This is a genomic window from Paenibacillus sp. EKM206P, from assembly GCF_011066155.1.
Lineage (GTDB): Bacteria > Bacillota > Bacilli > Paenibacillales > Paenibacillaceae > Paenibacillus > Paenibacillus polymyxa_D.
This window is the reverse complement of the sequence record NZ_JAAMNQ010000014.1, coordinates 33,418-53,697: the sequence shown is the minus strand read 5'-3', so window position 1 is coordinate 53,697 and position 20,280 is coordinate 33,418. Positions and strand designations below refer to the sequence as shown.

At 48.1% G+C, this 20,280-nt stretch carries 16 protein-coding genes; 15 read left to right on the top strand and 1 reads right to left on the bottom strand.

Going from position 1 to position 20,280, the window contains the following annotated elements; translation table 11 throughout:
- Positions 1 to 113 precede the first annotated feature (113 nt).
- Both G9G53_RS22105 and G9G53_RS22100 read left to right on the top strand, forming a co-directional pair.
- Positions 114 to 1,070 carry a selenium metabolism-associated LysR family transcriptional regulator gene (locus G9G53_RS22105; RefSeq protein WP_069010585.1) on the top strand — a complete coding sequence of 319 codons (957 nt, stop codon included), beginning with the start codon at positions 114 to 116 and terminating at the stop codon, positions 1,068 to 1,070.
- Positions 1,070 to 1,939, top strand: a complete 870-nt coding sequence (locus G9G53_RS22100) for a PHP domain-containing protein (RefSeq protein ID WP_165150250.1) — start codon at positions 1,070 to 1,072, stop codon at positions 1,937 to 1,939. Before G9G53_RS22105 ends, G9G53_RS22100 begins: the two co-directional genes overlap by 1 nt.
- Before the next feature lie 93 nt (positions 1,940 to 2,032).
- Here G9G53_RS22100 and G9G53_RS22095 read toward each other — a convergent pair whose 3' ends face one another.
- Positions 2,033 to 3,778 (bottom strand): Rqc2 family fibronectin-binding protein, encoded by a 1,746-nt coding sequence (locus G9G53_RS22095; RefSeq protein ID WP_165150248.1) that lies wholly within the window; start codon positions 3,776 to 3,778, stop codon positions 2,033 to 2,035.
- A 229-nt stretch (positions 3,779 to 4,007) separates the two neighbouring features.
- Here G9G53_RS22095 and G9G53_RS22090 point away from each other — a divergent pair, with 229 nt between their 5' ends.
- The 13 genes from G9G53_RS22090 (at position 4,008) to rsmB (ending at position 20,153) form a co-directional block, all read left to right on the top strand.
- Positions 4,008 to 6,806, top strand: coding sequence for a calcium-translocating P-type ATPase, SERCA-type (locus tag G9G53_RS22090; RefSeq protein ID WP_029517633.1), 2,799 nt, complete (start codon positions 4,008 to 4,010; stop codon positions 6,804 to 6,806).
- A 109-nt stretch (positions 6,807 to 6,915) separates the two neighbouring features.
- Positions 6,916 to 7,749, top strand: coding sequence for a diaminopimelate epimerase (dapF, locus tag G9G53_RS22085; RefSeq protein WP_165150246.1), 834 nt, complete (start codon positions 6,916 to 6,918; stop codon positions 7,747 to 7,749).
- Positions 7,750 to 7,957: 208 nt separating this feature from the next.
- The gene (locus G9G53_RS22080) at positions 7,958 to 8,980 is read left to right on the top strand and encodes a hypothetical protein (RefSeq protein ID WP_165150244.1); all 1,023 of its coding nucleotides are present in this window, start codon (positions 7,958 to 7,960) and stop codon (positions 8,978 to 8,980) included.
- A 147-nt stretch (positions 8,981 to 9,127) separates the two neighbouring features.
- On the top strand, positions 9,128 to 11,014 hold the full coding sequence (locus G9G53_RS22075; protein ID WP_165150242.1) for a bifunctional homocysteine S-methyltransferase/methylenetetrahydrofolate reductase: 1,887 nt from the start codon (positions 9,128 to 9,130) through the stop codon (positions 11,012 to 11,014).
- Positions 11,015 to 11,049: 35 nt separating this feature from the next.
- Positions 11,050 to 11,937 carry a YicC/YloC family endoribonuclease gene (locus G9G53_RS22070; RefSeq protein ID WP_029517198.1) on the top strand — a complete coding sequence of 296 codons (888 nt, stop codon included), beginning with the start codon at positions 11,050 to 11,052 and terminating at the stop codon, positions 11,935 to 11,937.
- Positions 11,938 to 11,993: 56 nt separating this feature from the next.
- On the top strand, positions 11,994 to 12,254 hold the full coding sequence (remA, locus tag G9G53_RS22065; protein ID WP_005548256.1) for an extracellular matrix/biofilm regulator RemA: 261 nt from the start codon (positions 11,994 to 11,996) through the stop codon (positions 12,252 to 12,254).
- Positions 12,255 to 12,268: 14 nt separating this feature from the next.
- Positions 12,269 to 12,841, top strand: coding sequence for a guanylate kinase (gene gmk / locus G9G53_RS22060; protein WP_013310894.1), 573 nt, complete (start codon positions 12,269 to 12,271; stop codon positions 12,839 to 12,841).
- 122 nt (positions 12,842 to 12,963) lie between these two features.
- Entirely contained in the window at positions 12,964 to 13,167 is a 204-nt protein-coding gene (gene rpoZ, locus G9G53_RS22055) for a DNA-directed RNA polymerase subunit omega (protein ID WP_013310893.1), read from the top strand.
- Between the two features lie 90 nt (positions 13,168 to 13,257).
- On the top strand, positions 13,258 to 14,562 hold the full coding sequence (gene coaBC / locus G9G53_RS22050; RefSeq protein ID WP_029517199.1) for a bifunctional phosphopantothenoylcysteine decarboxylase/phosphopantothenate--cysteine ligase CoaBC: 1,305 nt from the start codon (positions 13,258 to 13,260) through the stop codon (positions 14,560 to 14,562).
- The gene (gene priA, locus G9G53_RS22045; RefSeq protein WP_029517200.1) at positions 14,562 to 17,138 is read left to right on the top strand and encodes a primosomal protein N'; all 2,577 of its coding nucleotides are present in this window, start codon (positions 14,562 to 14,564) and stop codon (positions 17,136 to 17,138) included. Before coaBC ends, priA begins: the two co-directional genes overlap by 1 nt.
- Positions 17,139 to 17,277: 139 nt before the next feature.
- Positions 17,278 to 17,775, top strand: coding sequence for a peptide deformylase (gene def, locus G9G53_RS22040; protein WP_013310890.1), 498 nt, complete (start codon positions 17,278 to 17,280; stop codon positions 17,773 to 17,775).
- A 6-nt stretch (positions 17,776 to 17,781) separates the two neighbouring features.
- Entirely contained in the window at positions 17,782 to 18,741 is a 960-nt protein-coding gene (fmt, locus tag G9G53_RS22035; RefSeq protein WP_029517202.1) for a methionyl-tRNA formyltransferase, read from the top strand.
- Positions 18,738 to 20,153 carry a 16S rRNA (cytosine(967)-C(5))-methyltransferase RsmB gene (gene rsmB / locus G9G53_RS22030; protein ID WP_165150240.1) on the top strand — a complete coding sequence of 472 codons (1,416 nt, stop codon included), beginning with the start codon at positions 18,738 to 18,740 and terminating at the stop codon, positions 20,151 to 20,153. Before fmt ends, rsmB begins: the two co-directional genes overlap by 4 nt.
- The last annotated feature ends 127 nt before the right edge of the window (positions 20,154 to 20,280 follow it).

Here is a 20,280-nt window from a genome sequence, read left to right as displayed (position 1 = left end):
TTTTATTTTCCAATAATAAAACTACCCAATTCAGTAAGTTTACTTGGAAATGCTTTCGACAGACGTTTTTCTTATGTTAAAATAGGGAGAACAGAGGGGAGAGGGCTGTCAGTATGAACTTTCATCAGTTGCACATTTTTTATACCGTAGCGGAACGCGGGAGCTTCTCGGCGGCGGCACAAGCGCTGCATATGACACAACCTGCGGTGACGATGCAAATTCAGTCTTTGGAAGATTATTTTGGCACAAAACTGCTGCAACGTTCGACTAAAAAAATCGAACTTTCAGAGGCGGGAGCGACACTCCTGCCTTTTGCGAAAAAAAGCATGCAACTGATCAGGGAAGCTGACGAGGCGATGTCTGCTTTTACTCACATGTTGGAGGGAAGATTGCATATTGGCGCCAGCCTAACGATTGGTGAGTATATTGTACCCAGAATGCTGGGACCGTTTGGTCAGGAATACCCTCATATACGCATGGCGATGAATGTGATGAATACAACTCAGATTATGGATGATATACTAAAACATCAGCTGAATTTAGGACTGATTGAGGCCCCAGTCCAGCATCCGGATATCGTGGTGGAACCTGTGATGCAGGACGAACTGAAACTGATTGTGCCTTCAGGACATGCGCTGGCCAAGGCTAAAAAAGTGGTTCTGGAAGATGTGTTCAAGCATCCTTTTGTAGCCAGAGAAAAGGGGTCTGGTACACGTCAAGTAATAGAAGATGAGCTGAAAAATCGTGGTATGGATGCCTCCCGACTTGGGATTGTAATGGAGATGGGGAGCACTGGAGCGGTTAAATCGGCGGTGGAGGCTGGACTGGGTATTACCATGCTATCACCTTCTTCGGTGAAGCATGAAGTTGCGCTCGGATTATTGAAAATTGTAAATATTTCAGATATCACGTTCAAACGAGAATTTTATGCAATTCATTTGAAGTCGGCGTTGTTGCCGATTCCGGTAGTAACCTTCCTGTCTTACTTGCGTCGTCATGATCAGGGAACGGACGTCCTGAGGGACTCGCAGGACGAGCTTGCAAAGGTGAAAGAGAAGGAGGATGTATAATGAAGGAGCAGATTAACGTAAAACGATATGATTTACACACACACACCCAAGCATCTGACGGAATGCAACCACCTGCAGATAATGTGCGCTGGGCCAAGGAAAAAGGACTGGCAGGTGTGGCCATTACAGATCATGATACGGTAGCTGGCCTGGAGGAAGCTCTGGAAGAGGGAAAACGCATAGGAATTACTGTGGTGCCAGGAGTGGAAATTAGTACTCGAGCTGGCGATAAGGATATTCATATACTCGGTTATTTTATGGATTACCGCAATAAAGTGTTTTTGGAACGGTTGGAAAAGCTTCGCCAGGCACGGGATACCCGTAATGATTTGATTTTGAGTCAATTGCGTAGTCTGGGTATGGAAATCACACTGGGTGAAGTGGTGGCTACGATGGGCAGACCGCTGGCACCAGATGAAAGCATTGGACGTCCGCATATGGCGGATACGCTGGTTCAAAAAGGATATGCGAAGGATATGCGGGACGCGTTTGACCGTTACTTGGCGGAAGGAGCGCCCGGATATGTGTCTGTACCCCGTGTAGAGCCTGCGGAGGCCATAAACTGGATTCGTGAAGCAGGAGGGGTACCCGTGGTGGCCCACCCTGGCTTGTACGGAAATGATGAGCTGGTTCGTTCTATTATAGAGGAGGCGAAGCCTGCGGGCTTGGAGGTGCGACATTCGGACCATGATGCTGAGGCTGAGAGCCGATATACTGCGATGGCGGCGCAATATGGCCTCATTGCAACTGGCGGCTCGGATTTTCACGGCGCGCGTCAAGGTGTTATTTTTCACGGTGATCTGGGTAGCCGTAGTGTGGAAGGGCAGGTAGTCGAGGAATTGAGGAAGGCTGCTATTGGACAAAAGTAAATAAAAAGCCCCTTGCCTTATGCATGGAACACAAGAAGTGTACCGTGCAAAGAACAAAGGGCTTTTTTTGTGGGTTCAACAGGCTAGTAAGATTTAACCGTTTTTGATGCGATTCGGCAGCTTTTTGACTAGTTCCTCATCGGGTGTAATGAAAAGCGTACGCTGATGGTCGTAGATGACAAAGCCAGGTTTGGCTCCGCTAGGCTTACGTACATGTCGAATCAGGGTGGCGTCCACAGGTACACTGCTGGACTGCTTGGCCTGACTAAAATAAGCAGCGAGTTGAGCTGCTTCCTCCAGCGTCGCATCTCCGAATTGCTCAGCACGTATAACGACGTGTGACCCCGGAATATCCTTTGTGTGCAGCCAGGTGTCATTTGGTCCGGCCAGTCGATTTGTTACATATTCATTTTGCAAGTTGTTTTTGCCAACCAGTAACTCGATACCTTCGGATGATGTATAGACGTGCAGGGTTGGACGGTCGTTTTTCTTCTTTTTCTTTCCTTTTTTGACCCGATCTCTGAGATAGCCCTGCTGAACCAGTTCTTCACGTATTTCCTCAATGTCATTCATAGAGGCATGGGCTAGCTGCTGAAGAAGACTGTCCATATAACGGATTTCTTCGTGCGTTTTCTCCAGTTGTTCGTCAATGACAGCTAGGCTGTTTTTATATTTGTTGTATTTTTTAAAATACCGTTGCGCATTATCCGACGGGTTGAGTAGTGGATCCAGTGGGATGGACATTGGACGCTGTTCCTCATCATAAAAGTTGATGATCGTCACTTCTTTGTCCCCTTTTTTCACCTCATGCAGCGAAGCGAACAGCAACTCTCCATAAATGCGAAATTGATCGGCATCTTCCGCCTCGGCCAAATCCTGTTGGAGATAGTCGAGTTTTTTTACGTTTTTGCTCCGCTCATTTTGCAGAAACCGCAGTAGGTCACTGACCTTTTGCTTAACCGTATCCCTTTCTGCTTTTTCACCGAAGAAGTCTTCCATACACTCACTGATCGTAGCGTACTCCTTACGTTCTCCTTGGATCAACGTCAGTGGAATGGCTGAGAATATCACTTTATCTTGTGCGTTTAGTCCAGATACCGGCTGAAAACGATGGTTCCGCACGTCATCCATGATGTGACTGAATGTACTCCATAGTGAACGATCACTATCACCAGATACTTCATTAGTTACTCGAGTTAGTATCTCTTCAGCAATGAGGGGACTGAGTCCAGTAAAAGTGTTCACGATCCAGCGTTTGGGAGCTTCTCCGGCCTCGAGTGCTGTTTGATACGAGGATATGAAAGCTGCCTCTTCTGTTTCTAGTGGATTTAGCTTGTTTTGTTCAGGAGGCTCCGTGTATTGAAAGCCGGGCATAATGACCCGATAGCTGCTAATAGACGGTGTGACATGATGAATGCCATCCAGCATCACGCCTGTTTCCGGGTCAAGCAAAATAATGTTGCTGTGTCTGCCCATCAGTTCAATGATAATTCGTTTGAGTGAAACATCTCCCAGTTCATCACGTTGACGTACATCCATGTGAATAATACGCTCCATGCCCACCTGCGTGATTTTCTCAATAACGCCTCCTTCGCAATGCTTGCGAAGAAGCATACAAAACATAGGGGCTTCTGTCGGATTAAGAAAGCTTTGTTCTGTAAAATGTACACGCGGGAAGGTCGGATTAGCTGACAGCAGCAGCTTTACGCTTCCGCCTTGTGCCCGCAGATTCAGCACGATATCGCGATCGTTTGGCTGATGTATTTTATTAATGCGCCCGCCTCGGATGCCTTGCAGTTCGTGTACGATAGCGCGGGTTACGATTCCGTCCAATGCCATAATTATGTTCTCCTTTGAAGCAAATGTATTTTCGCCTTCCTACTATGATACATAACTTTGGGACAAAACTTAAGCGGCTTTGTGATATTTCAGATCCTGTCCGAATAGATTGAATCTAGAAAGTCTGTCCAGCTTATCAGCAATCGCGGCACAAAAATATAATAACGGGCAGCCATCCTACGCACAACCGACGGAAGCGGACTATCTGACCGGGAGGGAATTGGGGAGAATGGAACAAGCACACTGGCACCAATTAAGCAATGAACAGCTTTCAACAAGTCTGGAAGTCGACCCGAAGCAGGGTCTTTCGGAGGAACAGCTTGCGGAACGAAGAGAAAGGTCAGGATGGAATGAGCTGAGCGAGGGGAAGCGAGTTTCGGCGATCTTGCTGCTGCTCAACCAGTTCAAGGATTTTATGATGCTTGTATTGATGGGAGCGACCCTGATATCCGGCCTGCTTGGCGAGTATTTGGACGCGATTACCATTATTGCTATTGTTGTACTGAATGGAATTCTTGGCTTTGTACAGGAATTCAGAGCTGAGCGTTCATTGCGAGCTTTGAGACAACTATCGGCTCCAACTGCCAAAGTGTTGCGGGGCGGAAAACGAATTCAAGTTCAAGCCAGAGAACTGGTACCGGGTGATATTGTGCTGCTGGAAAGTGGTGATCGCATTCCCGCAGATGTAAGGTGGTTGAGTACGAACGGCTGTGATGTAGAGGAGTCCGCCCTGACAGGTGAATCGGTTCCGGTGAGTAAGCATTGCCGCCCTATTCATGCCGCCGAGGTACCACTTGGGGATCAAAAAAACATCGGTTTTATGGGCACGATGATGACTAGAGGAACCGCACAAGGAATAGTTATACGTACAGGTATGAGTACCGAAATGGGTAAGATCGCAGACTTGATAGAAAATACGGAGTCGCAGGAGACACCGTTGCAGCACAGATTGGAGCAATTGGGCAAAATTTTGATTATCGTAGCGTTGGCGCTAACGGTGCTCGTTGTCGTAGCAGGCATTTTACATGGACAGCCAGCCATGAGCATGTTCTTGGCCGGAGTGAGCTTGGCTGTGGCGGCTATACCGGAAGGGTTGCCAGCTATTGTGACGATTGCGCTCGCATTGGGTGTGCAGCGTATGATTAAACGAAAGGCGATTGTGCGTAAGCTGCCTTCTGTTGAAACGCTCGGCTGTGCATCTGTCATTTGTTCCGACAAAACGGGTACCCTGACCCAAAATAAAATGACGGTTACCAAGCTATGGCTGGACGGCCGCTTCTGGGGAGTTACGGGAGAGGGCTATGACCCTCACGGGCATATTATGGATAGAGACCTTCCTGCCGATCTTAAAAACGGACAATCTCTGCGTAGACTGCTGCAAGCCAGTGTGCTTTGCAACAATGCGGAAATTGTTCAAGCCGATACAGAGGAGCTACGTTCGAAAAAGAAAACCAAAGAGCCGACGCCGTCCTCCGTTTGGGAGCTAAAGGGTGATCCGACGGAAGGAGCGCTGGTCACGTTAGCTGCCAAGGGCGGAGTCACGCGACAAGGGCTATATGAGCTATACACAAGGGAGCGAGAATTTCCTTTTGACTCGGATCGGAAGCGAATGTCGGTACTCGTACGCCACCAGGGAGGACACATTGTCTTTGCCAAAGGTGCACCGGATGTATTGCTGGGCCAGTGCTCCTACATTTTATGGGAAGGAAATGTCGTTCCGTTAACGGGTACGCTGCGCCAAAAGGTACTGGCAGCTAACGAAGGAATGGCCTCGGAGGCGCTACGTGTACTTGGTGTCGCTTACCGTGATATCCGCTCGCATGAGCGTGTCTCCACGGTTGAGGAGGCTGAAGCACAACTGATCTTTATCGGGCTGACAGGCATGATTGATCCGCCACGTCGCGAGGTTCGCGAAGCCATTGGCAAGTGTCGTCGTGCTGGCATTCGCACTGTGATGATTACCGGAGATCACGGTACAACTGCAGAGGCCATTGCACAGCAGCTGGGCATTTTTCAGCGCGGATCCCACGTGTTAACAGGACAGGAATTGTCTGCGATGGATGATGCGTCGCTGGACAAAGCCGTTGATACCGTCTCTGTATATGCACGGGTTTCGCCGGAGCACAAGCTACGGATCGTCAAGTCACTGCAAAGGCGCGGACATGTCGTAGCCATGACTGGAGATGGCGTCAATGACGCTCCAGCGATAAAGGCGTCGGACATCGGCATTGCAATGGGCATTACAGGGACGGACGTGACCAAAGAAGCGGCTGCGCTTGTTCTGAGTGATGATAATTTCTCTACGATTGTAGCCGCAATTGAGGAAGGACGGAATATTTACGAGAATATCCGTAAATTTATCCGTTATCTACTCGCCTCCAATGTGGGTGAAATTTTGACGATGTTTTTTGCCATGATGGCCGGGCTGCCATTACCTTTGTTACCGATCCAGATTTTATGGGTGAATCTGGTGACAGATGGCCTACCAGCGATGGCTCTGGGGGTGGACCAACCAGAAAAGGATCTCATGGAGCACAAACCTCGTGGCGCAAAGGAAAATATTTTTGCTCGTCGACTGGGCTGGAAAATCATTAGTCGTGGCTTGTTGATTGGTTTATGTACGCTAGCGGCCTTCTGGCTGACATTACGTATTGCACCGGATGACGCAGGACAACTGATCAAAGCACAGTCCGTTGCCTTTGCTACGCTAGTTCTGGCGCAGTTAATTCATGTGTTTGATTGCCGCAGTTCCCGTTCTATTTTCCATCGTAATCCGTTTCAAAATAGTTATCTTGTGCTTGCCGTGCTGTCTTCAATAGTACTAATGCTAGTGGTTATGTACGTGCCTATGCTGCAACCTATTTTCAAAACGGTACCGCTCGGTTTGCGTGAGTGGGCGCTATCCATTGTCGCAGCTGGGATTCCGACGTTTCTGATGGGAGCGGGAAGTGTGTGGGGCGGTCGACGCAACCGTCGTCGCGGCGGAAATACACACTTTTCAGCGGGACGTACGAAGTTTTCATCCTAGAAATCGGGTTATGCATATCGCATCGCTTTCCCACTATTGCCCTGTATGATATCATGGGATCAAAGCTTCATGAGGAACATGACATCAGCAGCAACGGCGGAGGTAAGCTATGGAATTCACAAAAATGAACGGTCTAGGTAATGATTTTATCGTTTGGTTTGGGCATCAGGAGTTGCCGTCTGACGCCTCGGAATTAGCTGTTCGGCTATGTGATCGACATTTTGGTGTTGGCGCCGATGGGTTGGTATATATATTGCCATCAGAAAAAGCGGATTTCTGCATGCGCATTATTAACTCGGACGGCTCAGAGGCCGAACAATGCGGTAATGCTATCCGTTGTGCTGCCAAATACGTATATGACCGTAAGTATATCAACCGTGAACAGATCACGATTGAGACCCTGGGTGCAGGTGTACAGCAGGTCGAACTAACTATAGAGAATGGACTTGTTCTTATGGTGAAGGTAGATATGGGAGAGCCAATTCTTGAGGGTTTGAAGATTCCAACTACACTGGATCTGACTAGCGTAATTAATGAGCCCATTGAAGCTGGAGGAAGTGGTTTTCGCTTTACGGCTGTATCTATGGGGAATCCGCACTGTGTCATTTATGTGGAGGATGCGCCAAGCTTTGATCTGGAAGCCTGGGGGCCAAAGCTGGAATGCCATCCGTTATTCCCTAAAAAAACAAATGTTGAGTTCGCCACGGTACGTAGCCGTAAGCATATAGATATGAGAGTATGGGAGAGAGGAGCCGGGCCGACGCTAGCTTGTGGAACCGGGGCCTGTGCTACGCTTGTTGCTTCTGTACTAAACGGATATAGCGACCGCCACGCCATTGTAAGCCTGAAGGGCGGCGATCTGGATATCGAATGGAGTGAGGAAGATAATCACATATATATGACGGGTCTGGCTGAGATCGTGTACGAAGGTCGTCTGTTCTGAATCAATCATGTGACTATAAAGATAACGTGCAACTACTTATGAATCGTATAGAAGTGAGTGAAAAGAAGACCTTAGTAGGTCTTCTTTTTTTGGACTTAGATGCCCCTGTATACAAGGAATATGATGAACAAAGCAACATTCTGTCTTTTTTTGGCGCCTGAACGATGTATAATATAGAAAATGAAAAACAATAAGGAGGCCGTTCATAGTGCGGAAATTTCGTTGGATTTCAGCAGTTACAGTCTTCATATTTGTAGCCACCGCGCTTCCGGTTCAGGCGGCGACCATTCCTGCCGCCGCGGAAACGACGGATAAGCAGGTTGGGTCGCTAACTCCGACAGTGGTAAGCCGTTTAGAAAAAGCGGTGCAAGAACTCATCGGCTCGAAGACAGCATTTCAATTTGACGATGTGACGGATATGGGGAAAACTTGGATTGTAGAGGGCGGACTAGAAGATGGAACTGCTACGTTGCAGACAGAATATAATAAAGAAAAAAATAGAGTAGATTCTACAACCATACGATATAAAATAAGCAGCTTGGGAAAAGCGATGAACGCGCCACTCAAGACGAAAGTGCTAAACAGCGCCAAAGCGTTTGACAGCAAGCGTCCTTTGCAATTTGAAGCATTTTGGCGGGTCAAATCCCCTTATCAGTCCAACAAGCCATCAAATTACTGGGTATTTTGGGGCGCAGGAGAACAGGCTTCCTCGTTGTATGTGGATGTGGATCGAAGTAACGCTATTACCATCAACGCGGACTATGCGCTGAAGCGGGTGGACCCTCTGATACTGAACCGTGCAATGAATACATTTAAGCGTGTGAGTGGACAGCCAATTAAGGTGCAGCACGCTTCACGGTACAAGGACGAAGCGAAGGGGCTTTCATATTGGTCGTTTGAGGATGCAAACGAGGCCAGTGAGGTCAAAATTAGCGCGGTAACCGGTAAAGTGCTGGCCGTATCCACCTATGGGGTGGACTGGAATGATGACGCAGATTTCAAAAAAACATTTGCAAGCCCGAAATATACTGCCTCAGAAGCTTTGAAGCTAGTCAAGCCCAAGGCTCAGATGTTATTTAATATCAATTTGACCGGCTATAAAGTGAAAGTTCAAGGGAATCAATATACGTTCTACAAGCAGCAAAAGGGAACGGATTCTATTGTGGCTAAAGTAAATAAAAAAGGGACTTTTTACGCTTACTCTCTCCATTCTTCCGTTGGGAAAATGTAGTAGGAAATAGAAAAGATGAATCAATCCGCTCCACTCCTGATATCATATTGTCGGGGAGTGGGGCGGCTTTTTTTGTTTTTGGCTTATGTTTGAAGTCTCTTTATGTTACATTAGTATGAAAATAAAGAGCGGGGTGGAGCAGAGGACATGAAACCGGATTTGCGTACTGTGCTGAATCGTGAAATTATTGTCGGAGACGGCGCAATGGGGACTTTTTTATATCAGCTAGGATTTCCAGTAAATACGTCTTTCGAAGAACTGAACATCACTTCGCCTGATGTTATATCAGACGTGCATGGTCAATATTTAAGTGCAGGAGCTCGATTGCTGGAGACTAATACATTTTCTGCAAATGATTATAAGTTAGCCCGGTTTGGACTGGAATCTAAGGTAGAAGAGATCAATCGTGCTGGTGTGAGAATTGCCAGAGATGCGGCCGGACCTGAACATTATGTGGTAGGTGCAGTGGGTTCCATATGTGGGGGAAAGCGGCTTAACATATCAAAGCTGGAGCTGGCAAGAAACTATGAACAGCAAATTGATGCCCTTCTCTCCGAAGGAGTCGACGGTATTTTGTGCGAAACGTTTTATTCGCTGGATGAAATACGCATAGCGCTTCACAGTGTACGTAAATATAGTGATATTCCGGTGATTTGTCAGTTTGCGGTCGATCAGGTTGGTCGTACTCAGGATGGTTTTTTAGTGGCGGAAGCTTTTTCGGTGCTGCGTAATGAGGGGGCAGACATCCTTGGATTTAACTGTCACTCGGGTCCGCAGGGAATTATGAGTGTAATGGAGCAGCTGGACGGCCCTTTGTCTGTACCGTTGTCCGTATATCCGAATGCGGGACTAGCAGATTATGTGGACGGTCACTATGTATACGGTGCATCACCTGAATATTTTGGAGAATGTGCCAAATCCTTTGTAGACCTGGGAACGAGGCTGCTCGGTGGTTGCTGCGGAACTACACCGGATCATATTGCTGCTATATCCAAAGCCTTGAACCGTTTGCAACCGCCTCCTCTTGCTTCAAAAGAAGCTTTGTCGAAAGAGTCCTTTCAAGTGGCGGAGCAGATTGCAGATGAAGGGGAACGAGGAAATGGCAGACATATCAGCGAGCCCAACATTGTGGATCTGGTTAAGGAACGACATACGGTCATTGTAGAACTGGATCCTCCGCGCGATCTGGACATTACGAGGTTTATGCAAGGTGCTCATGCGTTGAAGAAAGCCGGGGCCGACGCGCTTACACTGGCTGACAACTCGCTTGCAGTCACTCGCATGAGCAACATGGCGCTTGGACATTTGGTCAGTATTGAAACAGGCTTGCGTCCATTAATTCATATAGCATGTCGTGATCGCAATCTGATTGGTACTCAATCCCACATGATGGGTTTTGACGCGCTCGGTATTGACCATGTACTGGCGGTTACTGGAGATCCGGCGCGGTTTGGTGATTTGCCAGGCGCCAGTTCGGTGTATGATATGACCTCTTTTGAAATCATACGCATGATCAAGCAATTAAATGATGGTGTTGCATTTTCCGGTAAGCCACTGAAGCAGAAGGCTAATTTTGTGGTAGGTGCCGCATTTAATCCTAACGTCAAGCATTTGGGTAAAGCCGTACAGCGGTTGGAGAAGAAAATTGCCTCCGGAGCCGACTATGTTATGACTCAGCCCGTATACGACCACGAGTTGATTGCAGCCATCGCGGAAGCGACACGACATTTGGAAGTACCGATTTTTATCGGTATTATGCCGCTGGCTAGTGGGCGCAATGCAGAATACTTGCACAATGAAGTACCAGGCATTCAGTTATCCGATGAGGTGCGTGCACGTATGTCTGGCCTTGAGGGTCCGGAAGGACGAGCAATGGGCGTGTCTATTGCCAAGGAGTTACTCGATACGGCAATGGAACATTTTAATGGTATCTATTTTATGACTCCATTTATGTTCTATGAAATGACAGCTGAACTGACTTCTTACGTATGGCAAAAATCAGGCCGCGCACAGGCCCCCTTGTTTCGACTATAATAATCAATTACAATAGTATAATGGATGTGATGCCGATGTCATTGAGTATGACCGGATACGGTCAAGCCATCCTTCATTATGAGGGCTATAAAGTGCGCTTGGAATTGAAATCGGTGAATCACCGCTATTGCGAAGTGATGATGAGAATTCCGCGCGAATGGACTCGTTACGAAGATGGCTTGAGAAGAACGGTTCAACAGCAGATTAAACGCGGTCGTATCGATGTCTTTATCCACAGGGAACGTGATGAAGAACAGATGCCCGCCGCGCGGTTAAATGACACTGTGGTGCAGGCTTACCTGCATGCAGCGGAGCAGCTGGCGGATCGTTATGGAGTGAAAGGAACGTTAGGGATAAGCGATATTCTTGCTTTGCCTGACGTTCTGGGTGAGCCTGGAGAGGCTTTCCATGGAGACGAAGAGGACTGGGAAGAGCAACTACAGCGAGCTTTGAATGAAGCTTTGCAAGGTTTACTGGAGATGAGAAGGCGAGAAGGCGGGCATTTGGCGCAAGATGTGAAATCCCGTATTTTACGTCTGGAATCCCTGCATCATGAAATGACGGTGCTGGCTCCTCATGTTGTGAGCGACTACCGTAACAGGCTGAAACACAGGCTTAAAGAGCTTCAGGACGGTTCATTTACGCTTGATGAACATAAGTTCGGAATGGAGATTGCGTTATTCGCGGATCGCAGCAATATTGATGAGGAACTTACCCGGCTTCAAAGTCACTTTGGGCAGTGCAAGGGGTTGCTGCTATCGGACGAGCCGGCCGGTCGCAAATTAGATTTTTTAATCCAGGAAATGAACAGAGAAGTCAACACGATCGGCTCCAAGGCTAATCATCTCAACTTGGTTAATTTGGTCGTTGAGATGAAAGCAGAGCTTGAGAAAATTCGTGAGCAGGCTGCAAATATTGAGTAGCTACCTGGTAGCGGCACGGCTGCAAGAGTCACATGTATAGGGGGAAAGACCTGAATATGGCAATCAAATTGATCAATATTGGTTTCGGCAATATCGTGTCGGCCAACCGAATTATCTCCATCGTCAGTCCGGAGTCTGCTCCGATCAAGCGGATTATACAGGAAGCCAGGGACCGTCATATGCTAATTGATGCTACCTATGGCCGCCGGACGCGGGCTGTTATTATTACAGACAGTGATCATGTAATCCTGTCTGCGGTGCAGCCGGAGACGGTCGCTCATCGCCTATCCACTAAAGATGATGACAATGACGAATAAAAATGGAGTGTACTATGGCTAAGGGATTATTATTTGTAATATCTGGACCTTCGGGTGTCGGTAAAGGGACGGTAGGCAACGCATTGCGTGACAAGCTACCAGAGATAACGTACTCCGTTTCTGCTACAACTCGAACACCTCGTTCGGGTGAACAGGATGGAGTGACCTATTTTTTTAAAACGCGTGAAGAATTTTTGGGTATGATTGAACGAGATGAAATGCTGGAGTATGCTGAGTATGTAGGGAACTATTATGGTACTCCACGTGATTTTGTTGATCAGACGCTTGCGCAGGGAAAAGATATTTTTCTGGAGATTGAAGTTCAGGGAGCGCTAAAGGTTAAAGAAAAATTTCCAGAAGGCATATTCATTTTTCTGCTTCCGCCTTCGTTAGATGAATTAAAGGATAGAATCAGGGGACGGGGCACAGAAACTCAAGCGACCATAGACCACCGTATGTCGGTAGCTGTGGATGAAATGAATCTGTTGCGTCACTATGATTATGCGGTTGTCAATGATGAGATTGATTTCGCTTGTAAACGAATAGAATCCATTATTATCGCCGAACATTGTAAGGTTCATCCTTAAACGAGGGCTTTACATATGCCAAGCGTACCTAAAGAGAAATAATACTGTATAAGCTGAGCTTGAAGGTGTACACTGGAGTTCAGCTTATACAGTCCCAAAACTACATGAAGAGGTGTCTATTCGTGCTGTATCCTTCCATTGATGAAATGATGAAAAAGGCAGATAGTAAGTATTCGTTGGTTGTAGCGGCTTCACGTCGTGCCAGACAGTTGCGCGAGGGTGAAAAGACGACTCTCAAGAATCCTAAATCCCACAAACAGGTTGGAGTGGCGTTGGAAGAGATTTACGCGGATCATCTGCGTCTTGAAAGCGGCGAAGACGAGTAAGAATTATACACAACTATTATAACCGGGCGCAATGCCAATTCCTTTGACAACCGCAAGGTTGTTATTTTTTTAGGTCAGGGGGAGTTAACGATGTTGAAGGGGAAAGTTATTATTCTTGGTATAACCGGTGGAATTGCTGCTTACAAAGGGGCTGCGTTATGTAGTAGGTTGACACAAAAGGGCGCCGATGTTCATGTGATTATGACAGCCTCTGCTAAGGAGTTTATTACCGAGCTTACACTGCAGTCGCTCTCTCGTAATCCGGTGTACAGTGATACGTTTGATGAAAGAGAGCCGTCCGTCGTATCCCATATTCATCTGGCAGATGCGGCTGATTTGGTGCTTGTTGCACCTGCAACTGCGAATATTATTGGAAAAATGGCGCATGGCCTTGCTGATGATATGTTGTCTACAACGTTGTTGGCTACAACAGCGCCTATTATGGTGGCACCTGCGATGAATGTACATATGTACACTCATCCGGCAGTCATGCAAAATATGGAGACGCTTGTATCACGTGGTGTGAAGATGATTGAGCCTGGTGAAGGATTACTGGCTTGCGGTTACGTTGGCAAAGGACGTTTGGAAGAGCCGGACACAATTGTGCAAACGATAGAGCACTTTTTTGATCAGCAAGCCCAGGAACAAAAAAACAACATTAAGTCTGAATCCCGATGGTTTGGTGGCGAATCTGTGGAGGCTCAAGTGCCTGAGTCACCTGTGAATGAGAATGAATCGGTGTTTTCAGGTAAAAAAGTCATTGTAACGGCTGGAGGCACGATCGAGCGAATTGATCCAGTGCGTTATATCACAAATGATTCATCTGGAAAAATGGGCTTCGCCATTGCAAAAGTGGCTCAAAAGATGGGGGCAGAGGTGCACTTGATTGCTGCCAATACCAGTGCGGAACCGCCTGCTGGTATTATGCTTGAAAGAGTCCAGTCGGCTGAAGACATGTACGCAGCTGTATTAAAACAATGGGAAACGAGCGATATGGTCGTTATGGCTGCTGCAGTTGCAGATTATCGACCACGTGAGATAGCACAGACCAAGATCAAGAAAAAAGATAGTGTATTTACGCTAGAGTTAGTGAAGAACGTCGATATTCTAGAATCACTCGGACGGAGTAAGAAACATCAATTTTTAATTGGCTTTGCAGCTGAAACTGAACATTTGGAGACGTATGCGAAAGATAAATTAGAACGTAAAAATTGTGATTTGATCGCGGCAAACGATGTAACTGTGAATGGTGCTGGTTTTGGCGTCGATACGAATGCTGTTCAAATTTATGACCGAAGCGGGATCGTTGAGCGTATTCCTGTACAGTCAAAGGAAGAAGTTGCGCGTAAGTTGCTTACTATAGCCGCGGGACGCATGGGTGGGGTGCTGCATTAATGGAGACGGGCAATTTAGTTGCCAAGGTCATTGTCGATGTACCTGCCAAGGATACGGACCGCACCTTCGATTATCTGATACCGGATTCAATGAGACCTTGGATTGAGCCGGGTAGTCGGGTAGCTGTGCCATTTGGCAAACGGACGGTGCAGGCTTTCGTCATCTCGGTAGTCCCAGCTGAGGAACCACCGAAATACAGGATGAGAGCGATTCAGGAGTTGCTGGATTTGGTGCCACCTTTATCTGCCGACCTAGTCGAACTGGGCAAGTGGATGAGTGAACGTTATGCTTGTAATCAAATTATGGCATTGCAAGTGATGATTCCTACCGCGCTCAAAGGCAAAGCAGAACGTTATATCTCAATTGCGGAACAGCATGAGTTAACGCATCCACAGCGTAGTATACAACCGAATCAGGGCGATGAGCTCGAATGGGCACTTCTGACCGACGATGGTATGAGTGATCCGACAGAGCGTCGGATTGTCAGCTTCATTCAGGAGAAGGAGCAAGTCCCGTTGCAGCAACTCAGTCGACGTTTCCCTGAGGAAGCGGAGGTTATTAAATCACTGTTACGCCGGGGTGTGCTTCAGGAAAGTCAAGTTATTAAAGACAAGCTTGGCAAAAAGACCATGAAATCCGTTGATCTGGCTATCGGCATAGACGAGGCATCAACGGTACTGGAGCAATTTTCTGCCAAAGCACAGCGTCAGCGGGAGGTACTTGCTTTTTTGCTGGAACGTAGCGAGTTTTTGCCTCTGTCGCTCAAGGAAGTCATGACCTCATTGAGTGTGTCTGCTGCAACGGTTAAGGCGCTGGAAGATAAGGGCTATGTGTTGCTGGAGGATGTCGAAGTGTTCCGCGACCCGTACCGGGGCAGACACTTCAAGCCTACAGAGCCACTCCCTCTCACAGCAGAGCAGCAGTCGGTGTATGAACGGATTATTCGCCAGCTGGACACGCGTGAGCAAGGAGCTTATTTGTTGCATGGAGTCACGGGGAGCGGTAAGACGGAAATTTATCTACAGACGATTCAACGTTGTATCGAGCAGAATCGGCAGGCCATTGTGCTGGTACCTGAAATATCGTTAACCCCACAAATGGTTGAGCGTTTTAAAGGTCGGTTTGGCGATCAGGTAGCAGTGATGCACAGTAGGTTGTCTGGAGGAGAACGGTACGATGAGTGGCGCAAAATACGCGAAGGCCGTGTGAAAGTGGCGATTGGTGCTCGCTCGGCAGTATTTGCGCCTTTTCGTGAGTTAGGTCTTATTATTATGGATGAGGAGCACGAAACGTCCTATAAGCAGGAAGAGACACCTAAATACCATGCGCGTGATGTCGCCATTCGCAGAGCCCATCAGCATGGGGCTGTCGTTATTCTCGGCTCGGCTACACCGTCGCTGGAAAGCTACTATGCGGCTCGCTCACAAAGCAACGACGAGTTTGCGCCGTTGCTACTTGAAATGCCAACTCGCGCATTGGGGAACACGTTACCCGAAGTACATATCATGGATATGCGTGAGGAACTGCGTGCTGGCAACCGCTCTATGTTTAGCCGTGCGTTGCATAATGGGATTGCAGAGCGGTTAGAGCGTAAGGAGCAGACGGTGCTCCTGTTGAATCGGCGTGGACACTCCACATTCGTCATGTGCCGTAGCTGTGGCTATGTGGCGGGCTGTCCGCATTGTGATATTTCGCTTACGTATCATCAGCGGTCGAACAATTTACGTTGTCATTACTGTGGTTATTCCGAGCCTGTGCCTCAGACTTGCCCTGAATGCGGTAGTGAGCATATTCGCTATTTCGGTACAGGTACCCAGCGAGTGGAAGAAGAGCTGGCGAAGCTATTCCCCGGTATACGTGTTGTTCGAATGGATGTTGATACAACGACAGAAAAAAATGCCCACGAAAAGCTCCTCAAGCAATTTCGTGATAAAAAAGCGGACGTGCTGCTCGGTACTCAAATGGTTGCCAAAGGCCTGGACTTTCCCGATGTGACACTGGTTGGTGTCATTACTGCGGATTCAGCTCTCAATTTACCGGATTTTCGGGCTGCGGAAAAGACATTTCAGCTGTTAACACAAGTAGCTGGACGTGCTGGGAGACATCAATTGCCAGGGGAAGTATTCGTACAATCCTATACTCCAGAGCATTATTCGGTGATTCACGCAAGTCGCCATGATTATGCTTCTTTTGTGAGGGAAGAATTGAAACACCGCCGCAATTTGCACTATCCACCATATTGCCGTCTTATTTTGGTAACCTTTTCTCATGAACAACTCCCGGTGCTGGTCCGGCTGGCAGAGAATTATTCAGCAACACTACAGGGACGGGCCAGACAACGAGGCTGGTTCGGGAATATGGATCGTCTTACATCGGATGTACTCGACATTTTGGGGCCAGTAGCTTCTCCCATTTCGAGAATCAAGAATAGATACCGATTTCAATGTATGATAAAATGGCGTGGAAATATCGACGCGATTAGTTTGGCTCAGCAAGTAGCTGATGAAATGGCCGAATCCGCACAGGCGCAAAAGTTGCTGATTAGTCTGGATGTTGATCCACAAATGCTTATGTAGAGCGTTGCCACAAAAGTTATTAGCACAATTAATGCGGACAAGTCGTCCGTACATAGGATAATGTAGCAGTCGCGTTTGTGATGAATACAGTTAAGCCTAAACGAAGGAAAAAGGATAAAGAGGAAGGTGTTCTGTTGTCATGTCAATTAGAATTATAGTGTTGGAGCCGGATGATGTATTGCACAAAGTAGCAAAGGAAGTTACTAAAATTACACCTAACGTGCAAAAGCTGCTCGACGATATGGCAGATACGATGTATGAAGCGGAGGGTGTAGGTCTTGCTGCTCCGCAAGTAGGTATTTTGAAGCGTCTCATCGTTGTAGATGCTGGAGATGAACATGGTTTGATTAAAATGATCAACCCAGAAATCGTGGCCGAAGAAGGGGAGGAATTGGGTCCAGAAGGCTGCCTGAGTATACCAGGGTTGAACGGGGATGTGCGTCGTGCCGAGAAAGTTACAGTCAAGGGACTGGACCGCGAGGGTAAGGCCATTACCGTTACAGCGACAGGATTGCTTTCTCGTGCTTTTCAGCATGAAATCGACCATTTAAATGGAATTTTGTTCACGGATATTGCAGAAAAAGTATATGAGGTTGCGCTGGAACAGCCAGGACCGAACCGTCAGATAGGAGAGTGAGGTTCGATGAGTCAAGACATTCGTATTATCTTTATGGGTACGCCTGAGTTTGCAGTGCCTTCGTTGAACATGTTACTGGATAATGGTTATAACGTGGTCGGTGTGATTACACAGCCCGATAAGCCACAGGGACGGAAAAAAATATTAACGCCTACACCAGTTAAGGAAGCGGCAGAAAAACGCGGATTACCTGTACTGCAACCGACCCGCCTGCGCCAGCCAGAAGCGGTGGCTCAGGTGGCGGAGCTGCGTCCTGATCTGATCGTAACCGCAGCCTATGGGCAAATTTTGCCAAAATCCGTACTAGACCTGCCTCGTTTCGGCTGCCTGAATGTGCATGGTTCGTTACTTCCCCGTTATCGGGGAGGTGCACCGATCCAGCGTGCGATTATTAACGGTGAGACCGTGACGGGTGTGACGCTGATGTATATGGCGGAAGGACTGGATACTGGCGATATGATATCGCGAGTTGAGGTTGCTATAGAGCCAGAGGATACCTCCGGTACGATTTTTGAGAAGCTAAGCGTAGCTGGAGCAAAGCTTTTGCAGGGCGAGCTGCCTAAATTGCTGGCAGGCCAATCAGACCGTACGCCGCAAAACGAGGACGAGGCGACCTATGCTCCGAATCTGAACCGCGACGATGAGCGTATTTCGTGGAGTGACAATGCACAGCAGATATACAACCGGATTCGCGGCCTTGTACCTTTTTCCGGCGCGTTTACGCTTTGGGAGGAAAATGTTTTTAAAATATGGGCTGCTGAGCAGCCTTTCATAAATAATGAAGTGAGTGGCTCAAATGCTCCAGCACCCGGAACGGTTCTTCAATTGACCGCTCGTGGCATTGAGGTGCAGACAGGCGAAGGAACTCTTTGGCTGACTCAGGTTCAACCGGCTGGCAAAAAGGTTATGGATGCCGGAACCTTTGCGCGCGGCGGACAGATGAAGCCAGGCACGGTGCTCGGATGAGCGGGAGTCACTCCCGTCGGGGAGGCCAAGGCAAGGGAGTGGGTGCCAGATCCGGCAATACTCGCAAACAGACGGCGCGGGAAGTTGCACTTGATGTGTTGACCGGTGTGGAGCAAGAGGGTGCGTATAGCAATCTTGAATTGAATCGTCGACTTCAGCAGGCAGGTTTATCTGCAAGTGACGCTGGTTTGGCGACTGAACTTGTATACGGTACAGTCGCACGCCGAAATACACTAGATTATTTTTTGAATAAATTTGTTCAAAAAGGAACGGCCAAGCTTCAGGCTTGGGTACGTTCGTTGCTGCGGATGAGTGTGTATCAGGTGGTCTATCTGGATCGAGTTCCAGATCATGCAGTCGTTAGTGAAGCGGTGACCATTGCCAAGCGTCGTGGACATCAGGGGATTTCCGGTATGGTCAACGGCGTGCTCCGCAGCATGCTGCGTGAGCCGGACAAGCTGCGTATTCCTGACGATTTGTCACCAGAGGAACGGATTTCATTAGAACATTCTCATCCACAGTGGCTGGTTAAGCGTTGGATTAAGCAATACGGTGCAGATACTGCTGAGGCTATTTGTCAGGCTAATAATATGCCCCCTGCGGTCAGCGTACGGGTGAATACGACAATGACCAGCCGTGATCAGCTGCTGGACGAGATGCGCTCAAAAGGACTTGATGCCGTTCCTTCGGCAGTTAGTCCCTATGGCATTGTTGTTCGTAGCGGTGGCAATATGGCGCTTACCTCGTGGTATACGGACGGCTTGCTGTCCGTACAGGATGAAAGCTCTATGCTCGTTGCCGAAGCAGTTGCTCCTGAGCCCGGTATGCTGGTACTGGATTGCTGTGCCGCTCCAGGCGGCAAAACAGCTCATATGGCTGAGCTGATGAAGGATCGCGGCCAGATCATTGCAAATGATCTGCATGCCCATAAACATCAATTAATCCGTGAACAGGCTAAACGACTTGGCCTGGATGCCGTGGAAACAGTCACTGGTGATGCGCTAGAACTGAAGGAACGATATGCCCCAGCTTCTTTTGACCGTATTTTGCTGGATGCGCCATGCTCTGGCTTTGGAGTAATTCGTCGTAAACCGGACCTGCGTTGGAGTAAAACTGCGCAGGATGTTCGCGACATTACACAGCTTCAGCATGAGCTGCTGGATAGTGTAGCGGGACTGTTGAAGCCAGGTGGTATTCTGGTCTACAGCACATGCACGATTGAGCCGGACGAAAATGAAGGACAATTGACTCGGTTTTTAAGCGAACATCCAGAGTATGAATTGGCAGAGGGTCATTCCTTCCCGGACGTGAGCCGCGAAAAGGATAGTATACAGGGAGGCTCGGTACAGCTGTTACCGCAGCATTTCCACAGCGACGGATTTTATATCGCGCGCCTGCGTCGGGTGAAATAGCGCGGAAGAGAATTCCATGCAGCTGCCCACCAGCATTTCCACATTCCGCCGGAACATTTCCGGCGGTTTTTTGCATGAAGACGAAAAATTTTTACCCCCTCAGGGATTTGTGCTAAAATAGGAAGAA